This window comes from Paenibacillus sp. NPDC055715 (assembly GCF_053617595.1).
The window spans coordinates 259,588-282,569 of the sequence record NZ_JBSHGA010000004.1 but is presented as its reverse complement, the minus strand read 5'-3'; the positions used below and the strand labels follow the sequence as shown (position 1 = coordinate 282,569).

General features: G+C 47.7%; 26 protein-coding genes and 1 pseudogene. 19 read left to right on the top strand and 8 right to left on the bottom strand.

Going from position 1 to position 22,982, the window contains the following annotated elements; translation table 11 throughout:
- Nucleotides 1–67: 67 nt before the first annotated feature.
- Nucleotides 68–1,768: a methyl-accepting chemotaxis protein gene (locus tag ACWGOO_RS09870; protein ID WP_452482905.1), complete on the top strand. Its 1,701-nt coding sequence runs from the start codon at nucleotides 68–70 to the stop codon at nucleotides 1,766–1,768.
- 283 nt (nucleotides 1,769–2,051) lie between these two features.
- Entirely contained in the window at nucleotides 2,052–2,177 is a 126-nt protein-coding gene (locus ACWGOO_RS09865) for a hypothetical protein (protein ID WP_452482903.1), read from the top strand.
- Nucleotides 2,178–3,110: 933 nt separating this feature from the next.
- On the opposite strand, the gene ACWGOO_RS09860 is transcribed toward ACWGOO_RS09865, so the two are convergent.
- A complete protein-coding gene (locus ACWGOO_RS09860) occupies nucleotides 3,111–3,707 on the bottom strand; it encodes an ISL3 family transposase (protein WP_452482901.1) in 597 nt (198 codons plus the stop codon).
- A 403-nt stretch (nucleotides 3,708–4,110) separates the two neighbouring features.
- Between ACWGOO_RS09860 and ACWGOO_RS09855 the strand changes: the two genes are divergently transcribed.
- Together ACWGOO_RS09855 and ACWGOO_RS09850 are read left to right on the top strand one after the other, a co-directional pair.
- Nucleotides 4,111–4,287: a S26 family signal peptidase gene (locus ACWGOO_RS09855; RefSeq protein ID WP_452483007.1), complete on the top strand. Its 177-nt coding sequence runs from the start codon at nucleotides 4,111–4,113 to the stop codon at nucleotides 4,285–4,287.
- Entirely contained in the window at nucleotides 4,272–4,676 is a 405-nt protein-coding gene (locus ACWGOO_RS09850) for a hypothetical protein (RefSeq protein WP_452482899.1), read from the top strand. Before ACWGOO_RS09855 ends, ACWGOO_RS09850 begins: the two co-directional genes overlap by 16 nt.
- 100 nt (nucleotides 4,677–4,776) lie before the next feature.
- On the opposite strand, the pseudogene ACWGOO_RS09845 reads toward ACWGOO_RS09850, so the two are convergent.
- Nucleotides 4,777–5,197: pseudogene (locus ACWGOO_RS09845) on the bottom strand (sporulation protein).
- A gap of 111 nt (nucleotides 5,198–5,308) precedes the next feature.
- Nucleotides 5,309–5,905 (bottom strand): thymidine kinase, encoded by a 597-nt coding sequence (locus ACWGOO_RS09840; RefSeq protein ID WP_452482897.1) that lies wholly within the window; start codon nucleotides 5,903–5,905, stop codon nucleotides 5,309–5,311.
- A 229-nt stretch (nucleotides 5,906–6,134) separates the two neighbouring features.
- Here ACWGOO_RS09840 and ACWGOO_RS09835 point away from each other — a divergent pair, with 229 nt between their 5' ends.
- The 6 genes from ACWGOO_RS09835 (at nucleotide 6,135) to lipB (ending at nucleotide 12,276) form a co-directional block, all read left to right on the top strand.
- Entirely contained in the window at nucleotides 6,135–6,347 is a 213-nt protein-coding gene (locus ACWGOO_RS09835) for a hypothetical protein (RefSeq protein ID WP_452482896.1), read from the top strand.
- A 125-nt stretch (nucleotides 6,348–6,472) separates the two neighbouring features.
- Nucleotides 6,473–7,894: a dihydrolipoyl dehydrogenase gene (lpdA, locus tag ACWGOO_RS09830; RefSeq protein ID WP_452482894.1), complete on the top strand. Its 1,422-nt coding sequence runs from the start codon at nucleotides 6,473–6,475 to the stop codon at nucleotides 7,892–7,894.
- 140 nt (nucleotides 7,895–8,034) lie between these two features.
- Entirely contained in the window at nucleotides 8,035–9,063 is a 1,029-nt protein-coding gene (locus tag ACWGOO_RS09825; protein ID WP_452482892.1) for a thiamine pyrophosphate-dependent dehydrogenase E1 component subunit alpha, read from the top strand.
- Between the two features lie 2 nt (nucleotides 9,064–9,065).
- Nucleotides 9,066–10,052 (top strand): alpha-ketoacid dehydrogenase subunit beta, encoded by a 987-nt coding sequence (locus tag ACWGOO_RS09820; protein WP_452482890.1) that lies wholly within the window; start codon nucleotides 9,066–9,068, stop codon nucleotides 10,050–10,052.
- An 88-nt stretch (nucleotides 10,053–10,140) separates the two neighbouring features.
- Nucleotides 10,141–11,532, top strand: a complete 1,392-nt coding sequence (locus ACWGOO_RS09815) for a dihydrolipoamide acetyltransferase family protein (protein ID WP_452482888.1) — start codon at nucleotides 10,141–10,143, stop codon at nucleotides 11,530–11,532.
- 45 nt (nucleotides 11,533–11,577) lie between these two features.
- Nucleotides 11,578–12,276, top strand: a complete 699-nt coding sequence (gene lipB / locus ACWGOO_RS09810; RefSeq protein WP_452482886.1) for a lipoyl(octanoyl) transferase LipB — start codon at nucleotides 11,578–11,580, stop codon at nucleotides 12,274–12,276.
- Between the two features lie 121 nt (nucleotides 12,277–12,397).
- Here the strand turns inward: lipB and prli42 are convergent, their stop codons facing one another.
- On the bottom strand, nucleotides 12,398–12,502 hold the full coding sequence (gene prli42, locus ACWGOO_RS09805) for a stressosome-associated protein Prli42 (RefSeq protein ID WP_014282171.1): 105 nt from the start codon (nucleotides 12,500–12,502) through the stop codon (nucleotides 12,398–12,400).
- Nucleotides 12,503–12,587: 85 nt separating this feature from the next.
- On the opposite strand from prli42, the gene ACWGOO_RS09800 reads away from it, so the two are divergent.
- The gene (locus tag ACWGOO_RS09800) at nucleotides 12,588–13,721 is read left to right on the top strand and encodes a tripeptidase T (protein WP_452482884.1); all 1,134 of its coding nucleotides are present in this window, start codon (nucleotides 12,588–12,590) and stop codon (nucleotides 13,719–13,721) included.
- A gap of 57 nt (nucleotides 13,722–13,778) precedes the next feature.
- On the opposite strand, the gene mciZ is transcribed toward ACWGOO_RS09800, so the two are convergent.
- Nucleotides 13,779–13,922 carry a Z-ring formation inhibitor MciZ gene (gene mciZ / locus ACWGOO_RS09795; protein ID WP_452482882.1) on the bottom strand — a complete coding sequence of 48 codons (144 nt, stop codon included), beginning with the start codon at nucleotides 13,920–13,922 and terminating at the stop codon, nucleotides 13,779–13,781.
- A 122-nt stretch (nucleotides 13,923–14,044) separates the two neighbouring features.
- Here mciZ and ACWGOO_RS09790 point away from each other — a divergent pair, with 122 nt between their 5' ends.
- The 7 genes from ACWGOO_RS09790 to ACWGOO_RS09760 all read left to right on the top strand — a co-directional run bounded on the left by ACWGOO_RS09790 (nucleotide 14,045) and on the right by ACWGOO_RS09760 (nucleotide 19,664).
- Nucleotides 14,045–14,644, top strand: a complete 600-nt coding sequence (locus ACWGOO_RS09790) for an NUDIX domain-containing protein (RefSeq protein ID WP_452482880.1) — start codon at nucleotides 14,045–14,047, stop codon at nucleotides 14,642–14,644.
- A 5-nt stretch (nucleotides 14,645–14,649) separates the two neighbouring features.
- Nucleotides 14,650–15,846, top strand: coding sequence for an endonuclease Q family protein (locus tag ACWGOO_RS09785; RefSeq protein WP_452482879.1), 1,197 nt, complete (start codon nucleotides 14,650–14,652; stop codon nucleotides 15,844–15,846).
- Between the two features lie 191 nt (nucleotides 15,847–16,037).
- Nucleotides 16,038–16,691, top strand: coding sequence for a stage II sporulation protein M (gene spoIIM / locus ACWGOO_RS09780; RefSeq protein ID WP_452482877.1), 654 nt, complete (start codon nucleotides 16,038–16,040; stop codon nucleotides 16,689–16,691).
- Between the two features lie 102 nt (nucleotides 16,692–16,793).
- Nucleotides 16,794–17,291 carry a ferric iron uptake transcriptional regulator gene (gene fur / locus ACWGOO_RS09775; RefSeq protein ID WP_452482875.1) on the top strand — a complete coding sequence of 166 codons (498 nt, stop codon included), beginning with the start codon at nucleotides 16,794–16,796 and terminating at the stop codon, nucleotides 17,289–17,291.
- Between the two features lie 183 nt (nucleotides 17,292–17,474).
- Nucleotides 17,475–17,717, top strand: coding sequence for a YqzK family protein (locus tag ACWGOO_RS09770; protein ID WP_452482873.1), 243 nt, complete (start codon nucleotides 17,475–17,477; stop codon nucleotides 17,715–17,717).
- A gap of 67 nt (nucleotides 17,718–17,784) precedes the next feature.
- A complete protein-coding gene (xerD, locus tag ACWGOO_RS09765) occupies nucleotides 17,785–18,729 on the top strand; it encodes a site-specific tyrosine recombinase XerD (protein ID WP_452482871.1) in 945 nt (314 codons plus the stop codon).
- Between the two features lie 110 nt (nucleotides 18,730–18,839).
- The gene (locus ACWGOO_RS09760) at nucleotides 18,840–19,664 is read left to right on the top strand and encodes a purine-nucleoside phosphorylase (RefSeq protein WP_452482869.1); all 825 of its coding nucleotides are present in this window, start codon (nucleotides 18,840–18,842) and stop codon (nucleotides 19,662–19,664) included.
- Nucleotides 19,665–19,755: 91 nt separating this feature from the next.
- Here ACWGOO_RS09760 and ACWGOO_RS09755 read toward each other — a convergent pair whose 3' ends face one another.
- The 3 genes from ACWGOO_RS09755 to ACWGOO_RS09745 are packed head-to-tail and all read right to left on the bottom strand — an operon-like array spanning nucleotide 19,756 to nucleotide 20,965.
- Nucleotides 19,756–20,013, bottom strand: coding sequence for a hypothetical protein (locus ACWGOO_RS09755; RefSeq protein WP_452482867.1), 258 nt, complete (start codon nucleotides 20,011–20,013; stop codon nucleotides 19,756–19,758).
- Between the two features lie 56 nt (nucleotides 20,014–20,069).
- On the bottom strand, nucleotides 20,070–20,621 hold the full coding sequence (locus ACWGOO_RS09750) for a hypothetical protein (RefSeq protein WP_452482865.1): 552 nt from the start codon (nucleotides 20,619–20,621) through the stop codon (nucleotides 20,070–20,072).
- A gap of 5 nt (nucleotides 20,622–20,626) precedes the next feature.
- Nucleotides 20,627–20,965 carry a hypothetical protein gene (locus ACWGOO_RS09745; RefSeq protein WP_452482863.1) on the bottom strand — a complete coding sequence of 113 codons (339 nt, stop codon included), beginning with the start codon at nucleotides 20,963–20,965 and terminating at the stop codon, nucleotides 20,627–20,629.
- A gap of 204 nt (nucleotides 20,966–21,169) precedes the next feature.
- Between ACWGOO_RS09745 and ACWGOO_RS09740 the strand changes: the two genes are divergently transcribed.
- Complete coding sequence (locus ACWGOO_RS09740) at nucleotides 21,170–22,828, top strand: glycosyl hydrolase family 28-related protein (RefSeq protein ID WP_452482861.1); 1,659 nt, start codon at nucleotides 21,170–21,172, stop codon at nucleotides 22,826–22,828.
- Nucleotides 22,829–22,982: the final 154 nt, after the last annotated feature.

Sequence of the window (22,982 nt, the reverse complement as noted above, 5' to 3'; positions counted from 1 at the left end):
GATATAAAGAAATTACCGATTTTTGTCGATATAATATCTACTATACAGAGGATTGAGAGGCGCTTATATGAAATTCAACATCCGAACAAAATTGTTATTAGGTTTTCTTACGGTTATTTTTTTATTGATTCTCATTAGTACAGTATCCATTTCAAAAATGAAAAACTTAGGTGACGCATCGATGCAAATTGATAGCCGGTGGATGCCGAGTGTGGCTATTTTAGGAGCTCTAAACGGTGATTTTTCCGATGTAGAGCGGCTCTCATTGAATATAATTGTAGAACGTGACCCTGAGGAAGTGAAAAAGGTTGAAGCTGAATACAATCAGGTTTTGAAAAAGGTCGAGAACGACCGTAAAATATACGAGAAATTAAAAGCTAGTCCTCAAGAGCTTGAAATGTATGATGATTTCTCCAAAAAATATGCAGAGTATCTAAATAAGCTGCCAGAAGTGATTGCAGCGGGTAAAGCTAACGATTATGCTCAATCGAGTATTCTTCATAAAGAGTCTTATGCACTATGGTATAACGCAAACGATACGATCAATAAGCTCATTAAATTGAATGCAGATGGATCAAAACTGACTACGAAAGAAGCAGTTGGCAACTATATTTCAGGTAGACAAATGGTCATCTTTTTAAGCGTTGCAGCAGTCGTGTTGGCGATGGCGATTACTTACCTTATAGCGCGATCCATATCCAGGCCAATCTTGCGAATCAGTCGCGCTGCTGAGAGAATAGCAGCAGGTGACCTGACGGGCGAGGAAATAACAGTGAAGAGCAAGGACGAGATCCATGCTTTGTCGCATTCTTTTAATGCAATGGTCCAGAACCTGCGCCAACTGATTCAATCGGTTAGTAAAACGTCAGAGTTGGTGACTACTTCCTCAGAGGAATTGACAGCCAGCGCAGAACAAAATAGCCAAGCTTCCGCACAAATAACCGAGACGGTGCAAGAAGTAGCTACAGGAACGGCTCAACAGGTGGATATGGTTACGAAGTCGTCCCAAGCTATTGAGGAAATGTCTATCGGTGTTGAACAAATTGCCATTCGTGCGCAAAATGTATTTGTATCTGCTCAAGATGCGGCCCACAAATCAGCTGAAGGTAACCAATTGATTCAACAGGCTGTTACACAGATGAACGCCGTAAATCATTCGATGAATAGACTGGCTGATCTAATGGCTGGATTGGGAGAGCGTTCCGACGAAATTGGCAAGATTATTGATGTGATCACCAATATTTCAAGTCAGACAAACCTTCTTGCCCTGAATGCTGCAATTGAAGCGGCTCGAGCGGGAGAACACGGTCGCGGATTTGCTGTAGTTGCGGGTGAAGTGCGCAAGTTGGCAGAACAATCGGCTCATTCTGCTCAACAAATTACGGAACTTGTTGGTTTGATTCAAAAGGACACTGCCCATGCTATCGAGGCTGTAGCGTCTAATGGAAAAGATGTCATGACAGGTCGGGAAGTCGTGCAGAATGCAGGTGCTTCTTTTGAACTGATTCAGGAAACCGTTAATAAAGTAGCGAGTGAGATTGAAGAGGTATCCGCTGGATCGGAGCAAATGTCTGCAAGTACGGATGAAGTTGTTGGCTTTGTCAGACAAATTTCAACGATTGCTGAGGAAGCCGCAGCTGGAACACAGCATGTGTCTGCTGCAACACAAGAGCAACTGGCATCCATGGAGGAAATTGCTTCATCTGCAAGAAACCTGTCTACCATGGCAGAGGACCTGCAAGGGCAAATCGGCAAATTCAAAGTATAATACGTATCAAGTTGGAACTCAGTAGAGACAATGTGGATGTAATAGCCCGCTGTCTCTTTTTATTTTGTAAGGGGTGGTACAGGGGTTTGTTTTCACAGTGAGTTTGATTGCTCTGACCAAGAAATTTACGGAAAACAGGGATTACCATGTGTCCACGGAAACTACCGCATCGAAAATGTTTTGATAAGTTTAATCCATTGACGCCCCCCTGTGTTAGGCTAGTTGTCATAGACCTCTAGAATTAGTAGAGTTAGTATAGAAGTTCTAGAAGAGGCGTACAACTATGACGAAATTTAGTGAAGAGTTTAAATACTCAATAGTAAAAAGAATGATGCCACCGAAGAATGCTAAATCTAAAGGGATGGCTGTTCCTGATGGAGAGGGAGCATCAGAACGTTGGAGTACGTAGGACAAGTTTTCCATTGTAGTTGAGCCCGCTACGCTTAGTGAAATAGAACTGGCAGAATATTGCCGTAGTAAAGACTGTATGTGGAACAAATACAAGCCTGGCGTGATGCCTGTATGCAAGCCAATTAGCTACAGAAGATTAATCGCGAGAAAGACCGCCAAATCAAAAAGCTGAGTCAAGAGCTTCGACGCAAGGAAGCAGCTCTTGCTGAAACTGCTGCTCTACTCGTACTCAGAAAAAAAGCCAGTGCAATTTGGAGGGATAACGAGGACGACTGATCAGTACCTCAGATCGCAATACAGCTACTATACTGATCAAAGAAGCAGTCATTAATGGAGCAAGAGAAGCACTCGCTTGTAAGGAGTTTGGCGTTAGTCAAAGAACGTTACAACGTTGGAGAAGTGACCTTACACCAAATGAAGATCAGCACCCTTTGGTAGAGTGACCAACGCCCAAAAACAAGCTGAGCAAAGAAGAAAGAAAACCGATCATCCAGACGGTCAATCAACCAGCATTCACGAGTCTTCCACCTAGTCAAATCGTTCCACGACTTGCTGACGAAGGTGTTTATATCGCATCAGAATCTACGATCTATCGCGTCTTGAATGACGCAGACATGCAGCACCCTCGCGGAAGAAGTAAGAAATCCAGTTCAAAACCGATCTCTACACATTGTGCAACGGGTCCCAATCAAGTGGCGGAAGTGGGATATTACATGGTTGCCCGGACCGGCAAAAGGCATCTATTTCTATTTGTATCTCATCTTGGATCTGTTTAGTCGGAAGATTCTTTCATGGGAGATATGGCTTGAAGAATTTGCAGAGAATGCAAGCTTACTAGTACACAATGGCATTAGTATGGCTCTTCGCTCTATTGGATGGGTAGACCACAGACGAATCGTTTCATAGATTAGCTTCACTCTAAAAGATTCTATTACAATCTTGTATAAAAAGGGAGGGGGGAAACACAGTTCTCGCTCCTCCGTGCCACAAGAGATGGCATACGCATTTTGTTCGCTACCATATAGACCATCGCAATGAGATTGTCCACATTACGGTAGCCGCGGGTTCGTCGTTTGGAGGCCTGTACCAGACCGTTAATCCCTTCCAGCAGACCATTGGTCATGCGGCTGTGGAACCAGCGAAGAATCCCTTCTTCATGTCGCTTTACGGTCTTCGCCAGATCCACCATTGGCTGGAGCTGTGAGCGTGTCGCCCAGCTCATCCATTCTCGCAGATAGACATCTGCAAAGATGTGGGGGGTGATCCAGACCTCTTGCATCGCCAATTTAAGACGGTAGGCTTTTCCCGTCTTCAGGTGACTGTCTTTCAAGGTTTGTGTGGCTTCTACCCCTTTTTGGAGTAAATGTTGTTTGAAACGAGCCCGTGTATCCTTCCCTTTTCCCTCGGTAGCAAACAGGATCCTCTTGGTATCGACATCTACAAACAACGTAATGTATCGGTGTCCGCGGCGTGACGAGGTTTCATCGACAGCAATCCGTGTAACCTGGGTTAGATCCAATTCAGCCATAGCCTGGTCCACATGATAGGCATATTCTGTAACAGTAAAGAGTCGGTCATTCTTAATAGAGGAATTGTGATTTGTGCCGAATGCTATCTGAAAGTCACTAAAAAACCTCCTGTAGTGGAAACTCCAAGGAAACTTGAGAGGATTGAAAAAGATAGCTCAATAACAGCAGATGTGTTAATGTTATTGATGATTATGGTAAATGATGAATATTTTATGGATATGCCATCCTCTTGGGGGGGGACTGTTTTTGTTTGTATTTTGCAAAATTTAACAAGGATTAGGAGACAGAATGATGAATTGGATGTTGGCTGCTGTATTAGCACTAGGTAATATCAATGTAAGTGATGATGTAAAGTCATACTTAGTGGAGGGCCTTCGATGCAGCCCACTATGATGGCAGGGAATCATATGGCAGTACCATTATTATAAGGAAAACGATTTCTTCCATAGAGGGGATATTATCGTTTTTCAGAAGGATGATGTACAATTTGTAAAAAGGGTTATTGGACTTCTTCGGGAAAAGGTCAAACCAAACGATTTTAAAGCAAAGGTGGGGATGAAGGCATGTGGAATAGTCTAGCTTGGATGATCGTCGGCGTGTTGTTGGTGGCGTTGGGTTGGATTGTTATGGCATGGCGTGGTCGCAGCAGTAACAAACAAGTGAATGAACAGCGGGGCAGTAATGTCGTTAAATTTCGTCCTCGTAAGCCTGTTCGACAGTCCCGCATCGGGAACGTGTCCAAGTCTAAGGTATCTTCCGATTTGCTCGCGAATACAGACGCAACAGGTATTCAAGTCCAATCTGGGTTTGGACAGTCTGACTCTATCCAGGGCACGGGCAAGCAAAAATGCTCTTTTTGTAAAAAAGAAGACAAATTAACCTTTTACGCAGATGACAGTGGTTCCCTGTACGGGGTATGCAAGGATTGCAAACACAAGGCAGAACGGCAGGATATGCTGCCTCTTTAGACTATGCAGACGATACGGAATCGGTCGAGTATTTTGAAGATCATTAAAAATCCCCGACTGTGAGTTAAACGGCGGGGATTTTATTGTTATATCTATCTATTTATCGAAACTGTCTGTCGATCAGTTCCTCCAGCGCATCTGCGATATGATCTGGTCCATAAGACAGCTCATGCCTGCTAAAGCTCAACCAGGCATGACGCTCGTCCATATCAAAGGCAGTCTCCAGCCAGCCGGATAACCCTCTGCCTCTGCGATCTACTTCGACAAGCACGTGGCAACCGAAAAGAAAAAGGAATTTCAAGCTCCTGTCCTTGCTTTAAATGAAAGCCGTCGGATACCTTGACCCAAGCGATGCAACAGGTGGAAGTGGTTTTCTTGTCATCGTGCTCTTCGATAAATTCTGTTTTGAGTTCGATGTCAATTTTGCCGATTTCCTGATCCATTTTACCACCTTTGATGCGCATAATGCCACTAAGCTCCTCGCCAGGTTCATACACGGCCTGGTCCACCAAAGTATCGATTTTAGCTTAAACGGATATACGGGCAATTGCTCGAATCGTTCCAAGAAAATGCAAGAAAAAAATCCGCTGGTTGTCGTGCCTGTATCACAGCCTGCCAGCCCATTTTCCGTGCTAATCGCAGTTCACTTTATGGGGGGGGATGAAGCAATTACGGCAACGAGGCTCATAGGCCTCAGAGTCGCCGATCATTACAATGGGTCCTACAGTGGAAGGCTTTCCGTTCACCATACGCTGGGTATATACAGCTTGCGAACTTCCACATACGGCGCAAAAGGAAGCTAGCTTTTCGATGTCATCTGCCATGGCGAGTAAACCGCCAACATATCCGAATTCCTTCCCCCGATAGTCCAGGTTGAGTCCATCTGCAATCACGTGCTTGCCACGGTAGGCTAACTCTTCCACCAACATCATAATATGACGGCTAAAAAACTGTACTTCGTCAAAGGCGACCACATCGGCATCCTTCGTTTCTTCCAAAATCCGCTGAACGAGCTCATCTGTGAGCTTTTTCGGAATGGATATGGCAGGCAGCCGATATCCAATGCGGCTTACAATTTCGTCCTTGGCGTAGCGGTTATCTTCAGCCGGTTTGTAAGCGACCACCTTGCGGTGCCCGTATTGGATTAATTTTTGACAGCGGCGAATCAGTTCGCCGGATTTTTCGCTAAACATGGGGCCTGTAATGATCGTAATTCGTCCTGTAGGCAACGCGAATTCCCCTCTCTGTAACATGCGCATAACGCTGTGAATTATCATTTCCGAAAGAAAAGGCCATTATAGATTACCATAATGTGCAGCAAACAAACTAGAGAAATTATATTGTTTTTCGACATGTTATTGTATATCAATTCTTTGAACGTAAAGGTGGATGTCATTGCTCTGTTGTCGTGAGCATGATAAGGTGAAGTGTAGTGGAATGAAGGAAGAGGGGACAGGCATGGACCAAAAAGATAAGACTTATAGTGCCAAAAAAGAAGCATTGCTGGAGCAAGGGCTGGTAAGCCCACAGGCACAGGAGTTGATCACGGAGCTGGAGACAGAGTTAGATCTTCTGCGCAAGCAAAATGAATCGTTTCGCAAAGCGCTGCGGGCCAAATCAGCCCAAACCCCAAGGATGTCTACGAAGTTACGGGACGCCTTGTATGAGTAATATACAGCAGATGCCGGGAGCGGGTTGTTAGACGGCCAGTAGTTTATGCATAAACACTAGATTTTGTACAGAGAAATAAAGAAAGTACAATAAGCTATATAATCAATGTTAAATGGAGGAGAAGCATGACTATACATTGTGATGTCGCTATTTTGGGTGGAGGAACCGGAGGGTATGTTGCAGCGATTCGCGCAGCCCAACTCGGCAAGGAAGTCGTTATTATCGAAAAGGACAAGCTAGGTGGAACCTGCCTGCACCGTGGATGTATCCCAAGCAAGGCTTTGCTGCGCAGTGCGGAAGTGTATGCGACGATCAAGGAAAGTGCGCAATACGGCATTGAGACCTCGGGAGCGCAGCTTGTTTTCCCTAAGGTACAAGAGCGCAAGGAAGCCGTTGTGGAGCAGCTACATCAGGGCGTGCAATTTTTGATGCGTAAAAATAAAATCACGGTGCTGAGCGGCAAAGGGCGCGTGATTGGACCGTCGATTTTTTCTCCAAAAAGCGGCGCAGTTGCCGTGGAGCTGGAAGATGGCGAGATGGAGACGATTGTCTCCGCCCATCTCATTATTGCAACGGGATCACGCCCGCGTGTGCTGGCTGGACTGGAGCCGGATGGCGAATTTATTCTGAGCAGTGACGAAGCGTTGACAATGGAGGAACTGCCGGCTTCCCTGATAATCGTAGGTGGTGGCGTTATTGGCGTGGAATGGGCTTCAATGCTGAACGATTTTGGCGTGGAGGTTACGGTGGTCGAGGCGGCGAATCGGCTTATTCCAACCGAGGACGAGGACGTTTCGCGTGAAATGCAGCGCCTCTTAACCAAGCGTGGTGTCAAGGTGCTAACGGGCTCGCAAGTGCTGGCTGAAACGTACGTCAAGGATGAGGAAGGCGTACAGATTGACGTGCAAAATGGGGGCGACACCGAAACACTCAGCGCTTCCAAGCTGCTCATTTCGGTAGGTCGTCAGGCGAATGTGGAAAATATCGGACTGGAAAATACAGATATTCGCGTAGAGCGTGGCTTTATCTCGGTTAATGAGCATTTGCAGACGAATGAGCCGCATATTTATGCGATCGGGGACTGCATCGGAGGCTTACAGCTGGCTCACGCGGCGAGTCATGAAGGTTTGCAGGCGGTTCATCATCTGGCGGGCGAAGTGGTTCACAGCGTACCGAATCATCTGATTCCGCGTTGTATTTATACACGTCCTGAGGCAGCCAGTGTTGGTCTGACAGAGGAAGAAGCCCGTGAGCGTGGATATCAGGTGAAGACAGGGAAGTTCCCTTTTCAGGCTATCGGAAAATCGCTGGTGTATGGCAGTCGGGATGGCTTCGCCAAAGTGGTTGCCGACGAGGAAACGAATGATATTCTCGGTGTACATATGATCGGTACGCATGTAACGGACCTCATTAGCGAGGCGGCTCTTGCGCAGCTATTGGATGCTACGCCGTGGGAAGTCGGACAGCTTATTCATCCACATCCGACATTGTCGGAGATTTTGGGAGAAGCGATGCTGGCGGTTGATGGACAGGCGATAGGGATATAATTTATCTTAATAAATCGGTGCTTTTCTTTTTGGGGAGAAAAGGATTATAATGGGGTTAGCCAGTGTTTAGTACCAGGTTTTAAGACAAGATGGTACTAGGTGCTGGTAGTAGGATGTTTGATACTTAAGGGGGTGCCTCAATGAGTTCAAAAGGCGCTGTAGACGCTGGCTTCAGACATGAACAGCTGGGACTTACTAATGGACAAGTTATTGACATGTACAGATATATGCTGCTCGCAAGAAGATTTGACGAGCGCAACATGCTCCTGCAACGGGCAGGGAAAATTAATTTTCACGTTTCTGGCATTGGGCAGGAGGCGGCACAAGTAGGTGCGGCTTTCGGACTGGATCGGGAGAAGGACTATTTTCTTCCTTATTACCGGGATTACGGATTCGTGCTTGCGGTTGGTATGACGCCACGCGAACTGATGCTATCAGCATTCGCCAAGGCGGATGATCCCAACAGCGGTGGTCGGCAGATGCCGGGTCATTTTGGCAGTAAACGGCTACGTATTGTAACAGGCTCCAGTCCGGTGACGACGCAGGTTCCACACGCAGTGGGGGTAGCGCTGGCTGCGAAGATGCAGAAAAAGGATTTTGTATCGTTTGTTACGTTTGGGGAAGGCTCCAGCAACCAGGGAGATTTTCACGAAGGCTGTAACTTTGCAGGCGTACAGAAGCTGCCAGTCATCATTATGTGTGAAAACAATCAATATGCGATATCGGTTCCGATTCATAAGCAAATGGCGGGCAAGGTGAGCGACCGTGCTTTGGGCTACGGATTCCCTGGAATTCGGGTCGATGGTAACGATGCGCTGGCAGTGTATGCAGTCGTCAAGGAAGCGCGTGAACGTGCTATTCGTGGCGAGGGGCCAACGCTTATTGAAGCGATGATGTACCGACTGTCTCCTCACTCCACCTCGGATAATGATCTGGCTTACCGGACCAAAGAGGAAGTGGATGAGAACTGGACCAAGGACGGCGTAGCCCGTATGAAAAATTATTTGCTGGAATGCGGCATTTGGGATGAGGCCAAGGACGCGGATTTATCGGCTGAGCTGCTGCTCGAGGTCAAGGAAGCGATTGAATATGCGGATAATGCGCCTTTTCCGAAGCCCGAAGATACGCTACTGCATGTCTATGCTGACAGCGATAGGGAGGGCCGGTAATTATGGCGGTTATGGAATATATTGATGCGATTCGTCTTGCCATGAAGGAAGAGATGGAGCAGGATGAAACGGTTTTTGTGTTAGGTGAGGATGTTGGTGTTAAGGGCGGTGTCTTTACGACCACCAAGGGTCTTATGGATCAATTCGGTGAGCAGCGTGTCATGGATACGCCGTTGGCAGAGTCGGCTATTGCCGGAGTTGCGATTGGTGCGGCCATGTACGGAATGAAGCCGATTGCCGAAATGCAATACTCGGACTTCATGCTTCCGGCAACCAATCAGATTATTAGTGAAGCAGCTAAAATTCGCTATCGCTCTAACAACGATTGGAACTGTCCTATTGTAATTCGTGCGCCCATCGGTGGGGGGATCTTTGGCGGCTTGTATCACTCACAGTGCCCTGAATCTATCTTTTTTGGTACACCGGGTCTGAAAATTGTAGCACCTTTTACACCTTATGACGCCAAAGGATTGTTGAAGGCAGCTATTCGTGACCCTGATCCGGTGCTGTTTTTTGAAAACAAAAAATCCTATAAGCTCATCAAGGGTGAAGTACCTGATGATGATTACATCGTTCCGATTGGCAAAGCCAATTTGCTGCGTGAGGGTGACGATATTACGGTCATCGGGTACAGCCAGCCGCTACATTTTGTTATGCAGGCTGCTGAGGAACTGGAGAAGGAAGAGGGTATTACCGCACATGTTGTAGATTTGCGCACACTCCAGCCGCTGGATCGTCAGGCCATTATTGAAGCTGCAAGACATACAGGTAAGGTACTCATCATACATGAAGACAACAAAACGGGTGGCATCGGTGCCGAGGTATCCGCAATTATTAATGAGGAATGTTTGTTCGAGCTGGATGCGCCGATTGAGCGCCTGTGCGCTCCAGACGTGCCTGCAATGCCAATCAGCCCGCCGATGGAGAAGTTTTATATGTTGAACAAGGATAAGGTTAAGGAAGCCATGCGCCGTCTTGCAATGTATTAATATGGAGCGGATTGGACGAAAGTATTCCAAAAGTGTAGCGGGGGCAGCGGTAAAACGCGCCCTCCTATGATGTTAAGGAGTTGAAAAAATGTCAGACCAAACACAATGGACCGACGTGATCATGCCCCAACTGGCAGAATCGCTCGTATCGGCGACAATTGCAAAATGGCTGAAACAACCTGGCGAAACGGTGGAGCAATTCGAACCGATTTGCGAGGTCATTACAGATAAAGTGAACGCGGAAATTCCCTCGACATTGGACGGAATTATGGGTGATCTGTTAGCAGAGGAAGGCCAGACGGTAGCCGTTGGAGAATTGATTTGCCGTATCCAAACGAAGTCGACTGCACCTGAGGCATCAACTGGAGCGACAATCGCTGCATCGATACCTCAGGGCAACGCACAAGCACAATCCCAACAGGGTGCTGCTTCAGATCAATCCATGCGGGGACGGTTTTCCCCGGCGGTGCAAACACTGGCTGCTCAGCACAGCATAGACTTGAATCAGGTGACAGGCACAGGCATGGGCGGACGAATTACTCGCAAGGATGTGCTGAATTATGTACAACAAGGGGGTTCTACTCAGGCTGGAGCGTCTGAACAGCCGACTGCGACGATATCAGGACAAGGCTCTCCTTTTGCCGGAAGACAGCTGTCTGCCGCGCAGCAAAGCATACCGATTCAAAATATGGACCCTGCTATTCCGGTTCGTAACAGTGGCATTCATTTGACGGAGGCTCCAAAAACTCCTGTGATCGAAGTTGAGAGTGGCAATAATAACAGATCCGAGTATTTTATTGATGTTACACCGATTCGCAGTGCGATCGCCCGCAATATGCGGCAAAGTGTCTCAGAAATTCCACATGCCTGGACGACGATTGAGGTGGATGTAACCAACCTGGTGATGCTCCGCAACAAGATTAAAAACGAGTTCAAGCAAAAAGAAGGCATCAATATTACGTATCTGGCTTTCCTCATGAAAGCGGTCGTGAATGCCATCAAGGAATATCCGATCATGAATTCGGTGTGGGCTGTGGACAAAATTATCGTCAAAAGAGATATCAACATTTCGCTGGCCGTGGGTACAGAGGATACAGTTCTTACGCCTGTTATTAAAAAAGCGGATCAGAAAAACATTGCCGGACTGGCGCGTGAAATTGACGATTTGGCACGTAAAACACGGGAAGGTACGCTCAAGCTGGACGATATGCAGGGCGGAACGTTTACCGTGAACAACACAGGCTCTTTTGGTTCAATTCTGTCTTATCCGGTGATTAACTATCCGCAGGCTGCGATTCTTACCTTTGAATCCATCGTCAAAAGACCAGTGGTCATCGATGATATGATCGCGGTTCGCTCGATGGCTAACCTGTGTCTATCGCTGGATCATCGCATTTTGGATGGTGTGATTTGCGGACGATTCCTGCAACGGATCAAAGAAAACCTGGAAGGCTACACCTTGGATACGAAGCTGTACTAATCATCCAAACAATTAGGTAAATGGACGGGGAGGAAGTGATAGGCCGTGAACAGACGACCGCTTGATGTAACCTATACGAATAGGATGGAGTACGCCCATGCATGGGATGTCCAGAAGGATATTGTAGGGAAGCTGGATGCGGGGGAGGCGAGGGAAACGCTGATGCTTCTCCAGCACCCGCCGACCTACACGATTGGCTCTCAGCGGAATCCGGAGCATCTGCTTCTCACGCCGGAGCAATTGAAAGCTCAGGGAATCAGCGTCTTTCAGATTGACCGTGGGGGAGACATTACATATCATGGGCCGGGACAGCTGGTCGGATATCCCCTGCTTATGCTGGGCAACCGGGAGGCGCTTGACCTGCACGGATACCTCCGCAGTCTGGAAGAGGTAATCATTCGGTTGCTGGCGTCCCATGGTATTGAAGGAAGTCGCAAGCCTGAATACACAGGGGTATGGGTCGGGAATCTTAAAATCGCGGCCATAGGAGTCAAATTCAACAAATGTAAGCATAGTCGGGGCTTTGTGACCAGTCATGGATTTGCCTTCAATATCAAATCAGGGATACAACATGAGGGCTTTCAAGGTATCGTTCCATGCGGAATTCAGGAATACGGAGTGACTTCGTTGGAGGACTGCACGCAGCAGACTTTTTCAGTGGAGCAGATTGCAAAGGAAATTGTACCTTACTTTGAGGAGCAATTTTCATTTGCGGCGGAATGGCAAAATCATTCCCTCCAATAAAGCAAAGGCGGGCTATTCTGTGATGTACACGGAAGCCCGCCTGTTTTATTGCGCCGCAGCTTGTCCGCCTACAGCCTCCATGGAACATGGGGACGGCAGAATATCTTGGCAGTGCAATTCACTATAGTGGCATAATCAACGGCTCAATCACCATGAACAGCGTAGAGCCAATCATCGCGGCGAGCATAATGTAGACGAAAAAACGAACCCATTTTTTGTTTGGCATGTGTAACTCCTTTAGAATAGGTTTAGCTCAGATACAAGACTATCTATCCGTATTGTAGCGTAAACGGGAAAGAGAGGGAAGTTCAATGACGGCAAAAGTAGTGAAAGAACGAATCGTACAAGAATTTATGGAACTCGTACAGGTGGATAGCGAAACCAAGCAAGAGCAGGAAATATCTAGTGTTCTGAAAGAAAAATTCAATGCACTCGGGCTGGAGGTAACAGAAGATGATTCCCGCGAAAGAACCGGACATGGTTCGGGTAATCTGATCGTAACCTGGAAAGCGGAAGGCGCGGAGCATGCACCTAAATTGTTTTTTACCTGCCACATGGACACCGTTACACCAGGCAAAGGCATTAAGCCGCAGTTGGGTGAGGATGGCTGGATTCGCAGTGACGGTTCAACCATTTTAGGGGCAGACGATAAGGCGGGAATTGCCGCTTTGTTCGAGGCAATTCGTGTCGTGCGTGAGCAGAAAATCCCCCATGGACAAATTCAGTTTGTGATTACGGCAGGTGAGGAATCCGGTCTATTCGGTGCGCGAGCAATGAAGCCAGAATTGCTGAATGCGGACTTTGGGTATGCATTGGACTCCAATGGTGAAGTAGGCTCCATTTGTGTGGCTGCACCAACGCAGGCTCGTATTGAAATGAAAATTACTGGGAAGTCCGCTCATGCGGGTGTAAATCCTGAAGATGGCATCAGTTCCATTCAAGTAGCCTCCAAGGCCATTTCTAAGATGAAGCTAGGACGGATTGATAAGGAAACGACCGCTAACATCGGCAGCTTCGAGGGCGGCGGAGCAACGAATGTGGTATGCGATTTTGTGCTGATCCGGGCAGAGGCACGTAGTATTGTGCAGGAGAAGGTGAATCGTCAAATCCAGCATATGCGTGAAGCACTGGAAACGACCGCGCGTGAGTTTGGTGCACAAGGCGAGTTCTGCAGCGAAGTCATTTATCCGGCATTTAGCTTTACGGAGCATGATGAAATTGTGCAGGTTGCGCAGCGCGCTATACAAGGGCTGGGACTGGCAACGCCGACCTTCCATTCCGGTGGTGGCTCGGATGCCAATGTATTCAACGGACTGGGAATTCCAACGGTGAATTTGGCTGTTGGCTACCAGAACATTCATACGACACAGGAAAAAATAAAGGCAGATGATCTGGTGAAGGTTGCCGAGGTGGTCGTAGCTCTTATCCAAGAGGCGACGAAGTAAGACTCGCACGATACACATAAGGTTCAGTCTAAAGACAGGGACAGCGTTCCCTTGTGTTTAGACCTGAACCTTTTTTGGAACCATGAACGAGGCGATCGTGGCAGCGGAGCCGTGTTCTTTTTGCCATTGCCGCAGGAGAGCTTGAATCTGCCAGGCTTTGCCGACAATATGAAGAGTGGTTTCGGTATGGTAGCTTTTCATTGGCGAATCTCCTTTGAACAGGGGAATTTGTTATAATACCACCATATGTCCGCAGCGGACAAGTTAGACTAAAGTTGGCAATAGTTAATAAAAAGATAGATGACGAAGGAGGAAACATGCTGATGGACAATCAAAAGAACGATCAAGTGAACAACCCAGACCGCAAGCCTTATTCCAATCCTGCACTGGAGGAAAAAACGGTAACCACGCAGCCCATTTTTGAAGGAAAAGTGATTACGTTGCAGGTGGATACGGTAGAGCTTCCCGACGGCTCCACGGGTAAACGTGAAATCGTGAAGCATCCGGGCGCGGTGGCCGTGCTGGCGCTGCATGAGGGGAAAATGCTGGTCGTGGATCAGTACAGACAGGCGATGGGCCGCTGTGAGGTGGAAATTCCGGCAGGCAAGCTGGAGCGGGGCGAGGACCCTATGAAAGCGGCGGGACGCGAGCTGAGAGAAGAGACAGGCTATACTGCCAAGTCACTGAAGCTGCTGCACTCCTTTTATACTTCCCCCGGATTTGCGGATGAAATCATTCATATGTATGTGGCCGAAGAGCTGGAATTGGGAGAAATGGAACCGGATGAGGATGAATTTCTGGAGCTGTTCGAGGTGACGCTGGAGGAAGCACAGGCGCTTATTCGCGAAGGTCGGATTAGTGACGCCAAAACGATTCTGGCTGTCTATGCGTGGCAGCTTTACCAACACACAGGGAGCTTCTAAGCGGTATGAAAAGAAATACAGTTGAACTTACTGATTACTATGCTGATCTCCATATTCATATCGGCAGAACGGAAAAGGGAGCTCCGGTCAAAATTAGTGGCAGTCGCGACCTGACCTTTGCCAACATTGCCAAGGAAGCATCTGGTCGAAAGGGTATCGGACTGATCGGGATCATTGACTGCCACGCGCCGAACGTGCAGGAGGATATCCACGCTTATTTGCATACGGGTGAAATGACGGAAATCAGCGGTGGTGGAATTGCGTACCGGGATACGGTTGTGCTGCTGGGAACGGAGCTGGAGATTCGGGCGGAAGGCCGTCCCGAGGCGCACATCCTGGCCTATTTTCCCAATTTGGCGGCAATGGAGGATTTTACGCAATGGATGGCTCGGCACATGAAAAATGTCAATCTCAGCTCGCAGCGTATCTATGCCCCGCCACGCGAGCTACAGCAGCAAATTTACGGCCGTGGAGGCATTATGGTCCCCGCGCATGTGTTCACCCCTCATAAGGGCATATACGGCAGTTCTGCGGCCCGTATGGACGAACTGCTGGATATGCAGCTCATTAGCGGAGTGGAGCTGGGATTAAGTGCGGATTCGTCTATGGCCGGATTGATCTCGGAGCTGGACCGTTTCAGCTTTTTGACCAATTCCGATGCCCATTCGCTCGGCAAAATTGGACGAGAGTACAACAAATTATCCATGGCAACGCCGTGCTTTGATGAATTCAGAATGGCTTTGGAGCGTCAGGAAGGACGACGGGTGTCTGCCAACTACGGATTAAATCCGAAGCTGGGCAAGTATCATCGTTCTTACTGTCAAAGCTGCGGTACGATTATGGACGAACAGCAGATGGCGGATGAACGCTGTCCTGCCTGTGGTCATACCAAGCTGGTGCGGGGCGTACTGGATCGGATATGGAGTATTGCCGACCGTGAGCAGCCCGTGATTCCATCTCATCGTCCGCCGTACATTTACCAGATTCCGCTGGAATTTATCCCCGGTCTGGGCAAAGCCAAGCTGAACCATTTGTTGAATGCGTTCGGAACAGAAATGAATATTTTACATGAGGTCACACAGGAGGAGCTGGTGACAGTTGTTGGAGAAGTATTGGCAGAGCAAATTCTTCTTTCCCGGGAGGGGCGACTTTCTCTCGTCTCCGGTGGTGGCGGAACATACGGCAAAATAGCCAAGTCCTAATAAAGTCTTGTGCTAGTTAGAGTCATATCGGGGTCTGCTTGTTCATAACCATTAAATATCTATGCCGTTGGCTTGGCACATCAATCGTGAATCTTCTTTTTGCAGCGCAAGCTGCCCCGAACCCTAGCCATCAGCCGTCGAATTACGGTTGTTTTTTGGACAAACAAGCAGATGAAAGGGGCAGGACGCCGATGCAATGGTTTCGTCATACGTTAAAGGACCAGACGCCTTATTATGTTTTTTTGGCGGTACTGTTTCTGGTGGGAGTCGTCTTTGGTGCACTGATGGTGAACGCGCTCTCGCTGGAGCAGTTACAGGATTTATCGCGTTACCTGAAGGATTTTTTTGTGACGGTCAATCAAAATGAGCAGGGCTTTACTGGTTCGCAAGCGACCTCAACCTTTTGGGATAGTGTGTCTCTACATCTAAAATGGGTCGGTTTAATCTGGGTATGTGGTCTTTCGGTCATCGGTCTTCCTGGCATTCTCGTACTGAATTTCCTCAAGGGTGTGTTGATCGGATTTTCGGTAGGCTATATGGTAGGGCAATATTCGTGGAAAGGGCTGTTATTTTCCCTCGTCTCCGTGGCTCCCCACAATTTAATCGTCATTCCGGTGCTGCTCGTGTGCAGTGTGGCTGCGATGACCTTTTCCATGCATATGATTAAAACTAAAATACTCGCTACACGGCCATCTGACGGCATGTTGCGTCCGTTGCTGTCCTACGCAGGGCTGACCGCTGCAATGATGTTACTCCTTGTTGGTAGCGCGTCCTTTGAAACTTGGGTCACCCCGGTTATGATGCAGTGGGTTACTCCCATGCTGACTGCCTCCGTGTCTCCTTGACTCCGTTTCAAAATGTTTGACTTTATTTGTATAGACCCCCTATAATAATAGGAGTGAAAAAAAGTGCAGTGGGCAGTAGCTTTTGTAGGGGGAGGGAGACACATGGAAGCACGGATCGAAAAAATTAAGCAGCAGTTGCAATCCCAGGGCTACAAACTAACGCCTCAGCGGGAAGCCACCGTCCGAATTTTACTTGAGAACGAAGATGATCATCTGAGTGCGGAAGATGTATTTATGCTCGTTAAAGAGATAGCTCCCGAAATCGGTCTGGCAACCGTATACCGTACCCTAGAACTGCTAAGTGAACTGCACGTCGTGGAGAAAATCAATTTTGGTGATGGCGTTGCGCGTTATGACCTGCGCGGCGATACGACCAAGCATCACCACCACCATTTGATATGTGTGCAGTGCGGCAGTGTGGATGAAATACTAGAGGATTGGCTTGGACCGCTGGAAGAGCGTCTGGAACGGGAATATAACTTTACCGTAGTGGACCACCGTTTGGACTTTCACGGCATTTGTTATCGTTGCAAGACGAAGAACGATACGACCGCCCAGAAATTTTTGGGTAAAACCAAGAAAAACAAATCTCAGGATTAATAAGCTGACAACCCAAGCTCTCACCGGCGAAGACGCGTTCGGGGGGAGCTTTTTTAGTTGAGGACTTTTTTGGTTCGGGATCTGCTATACGACATTAAGCGGTATAAAAAGGAACAGCTTGTCATACCCTTCCATAGAGAGCCTTGACAAGGCCTATAATCTGGAAAAAGGCGGCTGATTCACATGATACTATCATTGCGGAGAGGACTGAAATGGCTGCGTTTGGTCATACTGTTCGGAGTTTTGGTATGTATGTTCTACTATAGCCTCGGGTTGTTTAGGGATTGGATTACACCTGTGGATCATTACCGGATACCGGAAGGACATGCAGTCAAGGTATTCGGCGGGCAGGAATTATCCGACGTACCCGAGCATAAGACGCCAGTGTCGGAGCGTCTACGTTTCTTTTACTGGTATGGAGAATAGTCCATGCAGACGCTGAGACTGATCAGACTGAACCGTTGTATGCAGGACAAGGAGACTTCTGGAACTCATGAAAATGTATATTCAACCTTTTGTTCGATATATGGAAGAGGAAAAGGGCTTGTCGCCCAGCACGTTGGAAGCGTATCATCGTGACGTACAGCAGTTTATCGAGTTCGCTGAAAGCTGCGACATCGAGCAGCCGGACCATGTTCAACGCTCCCATCTGGTGCTGTATTTGAGACGCTTGAAGGAAGAGGGAAAAGCCGCGGCGACGATTTCACGCAGCGTAGCCTCTATCCGCTCCTTTTTCCATTTTCTCATTCGGGAGGGGATTACGGGTTATGACCCGTCCGTCTTGCTGGAGTTACCGAAGGCCAACAAAAAGAAGCCTTCGGTGCTCACGCAGGATGAGATAGAGCGTCTGCTGGCAGCACCGAATGTTTCCACCCCGCAAGGGGGACGGGACAAGGCGATGCTGGAACTGCTGTATGCGACAGGAATTCGCGTATCCGAGCTGATCGCCCTGAACGTGCGTGATGTACGCACCGATCTGCGTTTCGTTCATTGTGGTGGTGAGGCGGGCAAGGAGCGTGTCGTGCCGATCAGCCGTGAGGCATCGCAGTGGGTACAAGCGTACATGGACGAGCAGCGTGCGTTGTTGTTGCGATCCGGGCAGGGTGAGGAAGCTCAGGTAGAACAGGAAGCCTTGTTCCTCAATGTGTCCGGTCAGCGTCTCAGCAGACAGGGTTTCTGGAAAATGATTAAGAAGTACGGTCAGGAAGCAGGCATAAGCGGAGATTTTACACCGCATACCCTGAGGCATTCTTTTGCGGTACATATGCTGGAGGGCGGAGCGGATTTGCGCTCCGTACAGGAGATGCTGGGCCATGCCGATCTGTCCACGACGCAGGTTTATGCGCAGACAGCCAAGCGAAGTATGAAGGAAGTCTACGAAAGGCATCACCCGCACGGCGGCAATCGTCCGTCCAGCGACAGCAAGGATCGTATATGACGAGACGATTTGCTAATGGTGATGATTATAGTCATCATTATAGTAACGATCACAGTAATAACGATAACAGCAGCTATAACTAACGATTGTACCAGACAGGAGAGATGTTGATGTCAACAGCCAACCAAGCTACGATTCAGGAAGCAGCAGATTATATCCGCACCAAGAGCGGAATCCATCCGGAAATCGGCCTTATTTTGGGCTCGGGTCTCGGTATTCTGGCCGATTTGATTCAGGATGGAATTAGTATTCCTTATCAGGATATTCCCCATTTTCCCGTATCGACGGTAGAAGGTCATGAAGGAGAATTGCTGCTAGGTACCATTAAAGGTCGCGCTGTAGTTATGATGAAGGGCCGCTTCCATATGTATGAGGGCTATGGCCCGCAGCTTACGGCTTTCCCGGTTCGGGTCATGAAGCAATTGGGTATTCAAAGTTTGCTGGTGACAAATGCGGCAGGCGGTGTCAATACGTCTTACGAGGCGGGCGATCTGATGGTTATCTCGGATCATCTCAATCTGACCGGACAAAATCCGCTGATCGGACCGAACGATGCAGCTCTGGGTGTTCGCTTCCCTGACATGTCGGAGGCATACAGCCGTCGTTTGCGCGAGATTGCCAAGCAAACCGCTGCTCAGCAGGGCTTTAGCTTGCAGGAAGGCGTATATGCCGGATTGCTGGGTCCAAACTATGAAACGCCTGCTGAAATCGTTATGCTGCGCACACTGGGTGCAGACGCGGTGGGTATGTCCACGGTGTCCGAGGTTATCGTAGCCCGTCATGCAGGCATTGAGGTGCTGGGCTTCTCTTGTATCACGAACATGGCGGCAGGCATTTTGGATCAGCCCCTGTCCCACGATGAAGTAATGGATACAGCAGAGAAGGTACGTGAGAAATTTTTAAATCTCGTTTTGGCGATCATTCCACAAATGTAGATTGTCACATCCCAAGAACCCCGTTTCCGAACGCCATCTAAGGCCGTAGGAAAACGGGGTTCTTTTTTGCGCACTAATCGTTTGGTAGCCCCTAATGTGGCGGGGGTGTGCTGTATACTGTCGTGTTCGCCTTTTCTGCTATTAATAGTCTATGCCGTTCTTGTACCTTAATCACAATAACCATGAATATGATCCAGTAGATGGCTAGAGAATTCAGGAAGCGGCTGTCCGTAATATTGTTTAACACGATGAATAAGAAAAATACGACTGCTGTCAGCCATGTATACATATCGGTTTTACCGATTCTGAATTTAAATGAAGTGGTTATGACGAGTGTAATGGTTGCCAACAGTCCTGTGAGACCGACATCGATCCACAGAACCCGAAATCCGCTATGGCTGCTCGTCAGATCAAATCGGATTCCATTGGCATAGATGCTGGGCCGATTTGCCCAGAAGGAGCCGTAGCCATGACCAAACCAGTAGTGCTGTCAATGGCGCCTGCAATCCCCTGCCAGATTTCCGTTCTTCCGGTCAAGGTTGTTGTCTTGCCGAATTCCGATGCAATCGCATCCCCGTAACTAAAGACGAGCACGAGACACAAAAGCACAAGCAGGCAGGAGTTGCTAATGAAGAAACCACGCAGCGCAACGCTTCGGGTTCTTTTGAATAGCAATATAAACAGGATGAACATAAACAGGGAAGAAGTTAGCAGCAACGAGGTGGTGGATTGGCATTTGATGAGCAGTAAGGCATTCAGCAAAACAAAGCCAACATGCAAAGTTTTGCGTGTTCCCTTGAAAAAATAAATGACATGTGAAACAAAACATAGCAGAGAGAGCGTTCCTAGTGTGTTTTTATGACCGGAAATGCCTTTCCACAGTCCTGTATGTTCGACGCCCCCATGGATGGCAAAGGAGGGAACGAGAACTACCGCCAGTAGATTGAGTACGCTCAAAATACTTAACGTAATGACCAGCAGGCGGATGCAGTCCTGCGTCGTATAATGGGTAACCAGATAAAGTCCGAAGGTGGAAAAAGCAACAAATTTAGCACCATCAGCATGGAGGAGGTCTGTTCCTGATCAGCCCATAAACAGGAGGCAGCTATGTACATCATGAGCAAGGTCAGCAACGGATTATCAGCCAAGGTTGCGATCAGTGGCTTTAGCGAGGGCAGCAGCATCAGATAGCTAAACAACAGGATAAGCAGGGAAATTGAGATCACTCTGGGAGACAAGCCCTGACAGGCATAAGGAATCGAAAAAGCCAGTAAACCGGTCACTGTAAGGACAGTCTTCACACATTCACCACCCAGATACGATATGTATATATTTTATACAAAACGTATCATTCTGTACAATAATAAAATTTTAAATTTTCATTTTTCTCAAGTGTAGAGCAAGCTGTCCCGTGCATATACTCAGTCCATGTTAAGAAAATGCAAAATCCTTCAGTCTGTCTGAAAGATATATTTTCTGTGTTTTTATTAAATGGGGGTGTTCGAGTGACGGATCGTTTCACAGACCGTTTAAAGTTGAATTTGAGTGGTACGGGCAAAGAGCTGACGCCGCAGCAATTAAATGAAAATTTTAAAAGTATTGAAAAGGAATTCAATCAATGGAGTGCAAATGCCAGTTGGTTTGGAGCAGCAGGTGACGGTGTCCGGGACGATACGGCAGCTTTGCAGGAACTGATTAATAAGACTCCCGACTATTCCATGCTTCATATTCCGAGTGGACGATATAAAATAACCTCCACCCTACAGATTCGCAAACAGGGCTTACGTATTTTTGGCATTCATAAGGGCAGATACCGGCAGGGTAAGGGGGTTACGTCGATTGAATACTATGGTACGGGCCCTTGTTTTCAAATTGGAGACGAGAGTCTTCCATCGTTTAGCGGCTTTCAAAATGTGCAGTTTCATGACCTGGCGATCCGGTACGAAGGGACGGATCGAGCATTATTAAATAATCCTTTCTCTCAGGAAGTCAAGCGCGGATATTATGGAAAAGGTACTTTAGGCATTCAAGATTGGAAGGGCGGCGGAGTTACGCTGGATAATGTGTTGATTGAGCATTTTGAGACGGCTTTTTGGGGCTACGAAAGCGATGTGGATGTATTTAATTGTACGGAGATTAATTACAATAAAACGGGTATTCACTTGCAGAACAGAAGTTCACAGTTTACCAGCCTTGCGCTTTTTACACTGGGGAATGATACGGCGCTCGATCTGAATAGCTCCAATGGGGCCAGATTTTTGGCCAGCCAGCACATTAAGGACGGAAGCTCAATTGATATACCCATTCGAATTGATGATTTTATGAATGCCGAATTTATAGGCTGCTGGTTTGAGGGACTAAGCTCAGAACATAGAGTGACGGTTCCGTCTTTTATTCAAATTGGGGCCACGAAGGAGACGAAGAATGTTGCTCTTCGCGACTCCACTTTAGCCATCGCGGACAAATTCAGGGACAAAAACGACGACATCTATGGGTCAGTATGTGACTATTTTGTAGATGTGGTCATTGGTAAAAAAATTTTAGTGGATGAGGTGGGTGGATACCCACGCAATTTGAGGCATTTGGTTTCCTTCTCGGGCAGCTCATCCACGCAGCAGGTGACGCTTCGTTCGCATTTGGATTTCAATTACATGGATAACCGTTATTATAAAAACAACGGGACAGGGCAGGCTTTGCTGCTAGTGGAGAAATATTCAAATAACGGAATCGAGCACTTGGATGAAACCTTTGTCAAGGTCTATCTGGGAGCAAGACAAAATATTTCTGCAGGCAGATGGCATAGGATAAACTTTAACCAGAACAGCTATGATGAACTGACCGAGTTTGAGGCGACGGGCAATCGTTGGCGGGCCAAACAAGCAGGGAAGTACAGAATACAAGCCTATATTTCGACCGATTTTCAAGTAGATGGCAACCGTACACGACTGGCGCTCCATGTGAATGATGAACAGGTTATTGGAGGGTCTGCGTATGCTTATCTCGATGATCGGGTGATTGGCGGGCTGCATTACAGTGCTTTGAGTGGAACGATTGAACTGAAGCTTGAAGCCGATTCTTTTATTGATATACGGGTATTCAGCCAAAATAAAATGGATCTTTTACCGGGTGGAGGTCTTACGTACCTCACGATCAGTCGAATGTAAGTCGCTGTCACGCAGACGATAGACGTTCTTTCATTTCAATTTTGGAAAATCTGCACCAGGCTGACTCAGCTTGGTGCTATTTGACGTTTTTAAACGTATGGAATATTTTTCTTCCAATCTGACGACAATGGTTAGCAGCACGCGAATAGGCCGG

Bases quoted from the DNA above. Each gene is read 5' to 3' on its own strand.
- ACWGOO_RS09870 (WP_452482905.1), top strand. From the start codon at position 68: ATGAAATTCAACATCCGAACAAAATTGTTATTAGGTTTTCTTACGGTT.
- ACWGOO_RS09865 (WP_452482903.1), top strand. From the start codon at position 2,052: ATGACGAAATTTAGTGAAGAGTTTAAATACTCAATAGTAAAAAGAATG.
- ACWGOO_RS09860 (WP_452482901.1), bottom strand. From the start codon at position 3,707: ATGGCTGAATTGGATCTAACCCAGGTTACACGGATTGCTGTCGATGAA.
- ACWGOO_RS09850 (WP_452482899.1), top strand. From the start codon at position 4,272: ATGTGGAATAGTCTAGCTTGGATGATCGTCGGCGTGTTGTTGGTGGCG.
- ACWGOO_RS09835 (WP_452482896.1), top strand. From the start codon at position 6,135: ATGGACCAAAAAGATAAGACTTATAGTGCCAAAAAAGAAGCATTGCTG.
- lpdA (WP_452482894.1), top strand. From the start codon at position 6,473: ATGACTATACATTGTGATGTCGCTATTTTGGGTGGAGGAACCGGAGGG.
- ACWGOO_RS09825 (WP_452482892.1), top strand. From the start codon at position 8,035: ATGAGTTCAAAAGGCGCTGTAGACGCTGGCTTCAGACATGAACAGCTG.
- ACWGOO_RS09820 (WP_452482890.1), top strand. From the start codon at position 9,066: ATGGCGGTTATGGAATATATTGATGCGATTCGTCTTGCCATGAAGGAA.
- ACWGOO_RS09815 (WP_452482888.1), top strand. From the start codon at position 10,141: ATGTCAGACCAAACACAATGGACCGACGTGATCATGCCCCAACTGGCA.
- prli42 (WP_014282171.1), bottom strand. From the start codon at position 12,502: ATGCCAAACAAAAAATGGGTTCGTTTTTTCGTCTACATTATGCTCGCC.
- ACWGOO_RS09800 (WP_452482884.1), top strand. From the start codon at position 12,588: ATGACGGCAAAAGTAGTGAAAGAACGAATCGTACAAGAATTTATGGAA.
- mciZ (WP_452482882.1), bottom strand. From the start codon at position 13,922: ATGAAAAGCTACCATACCGAAACCACTCTTCATATTGTCGGCAAAGCC.
- ACWGOO_RS09790 (WP_452482880.1), top strand. From the start codon at position 14,045: ATGGACAATCAAAAGAACGATCAAGTGAACAACCCAGACCGCAAGCCT.
- ACWGOO_RS09785 (WP_452482879.1), top strand. From the start codon at position 14,650: ATGAAAAGAAATACAGTTGAACTTACTGATTACTATGCTGATCTCCAT.
- spoIIM (WP_452482877.1), top strand. From the start codon at position 16,038: ATGCAATGGTTTCGTCATACGTTAAAGGACCAGACGCCTTATTATGTT.
- fur (WP_452482875.1), top strand. From the start codon at position 16,794: ATGGAAGCACGGATCGAAAAAATTAAGCAGCAGTTGCAATCCCAGGGC.
- ACWGOO_RS09770 (WP_452482873.1), top strand. From the start codon at position 17,475: ATGATACTATCATTGCGGAGAGGACTGAAATGGCTGCGTTTGGTCATA.
- xerD (WP_452482871.1), top strand. From the start codon at position 17,785: ATGAAAATGTATATTCAACCTTTTGTTCGATATATGGAAGAGGAAAAG.
- ACWGOO_RS09760 (WP_452482869.1), top strand. From the start codon at position 18,840: ATGTCAACAGCCAACCAAGCTACGATTCAGGAAGCAGCAGATTATATC.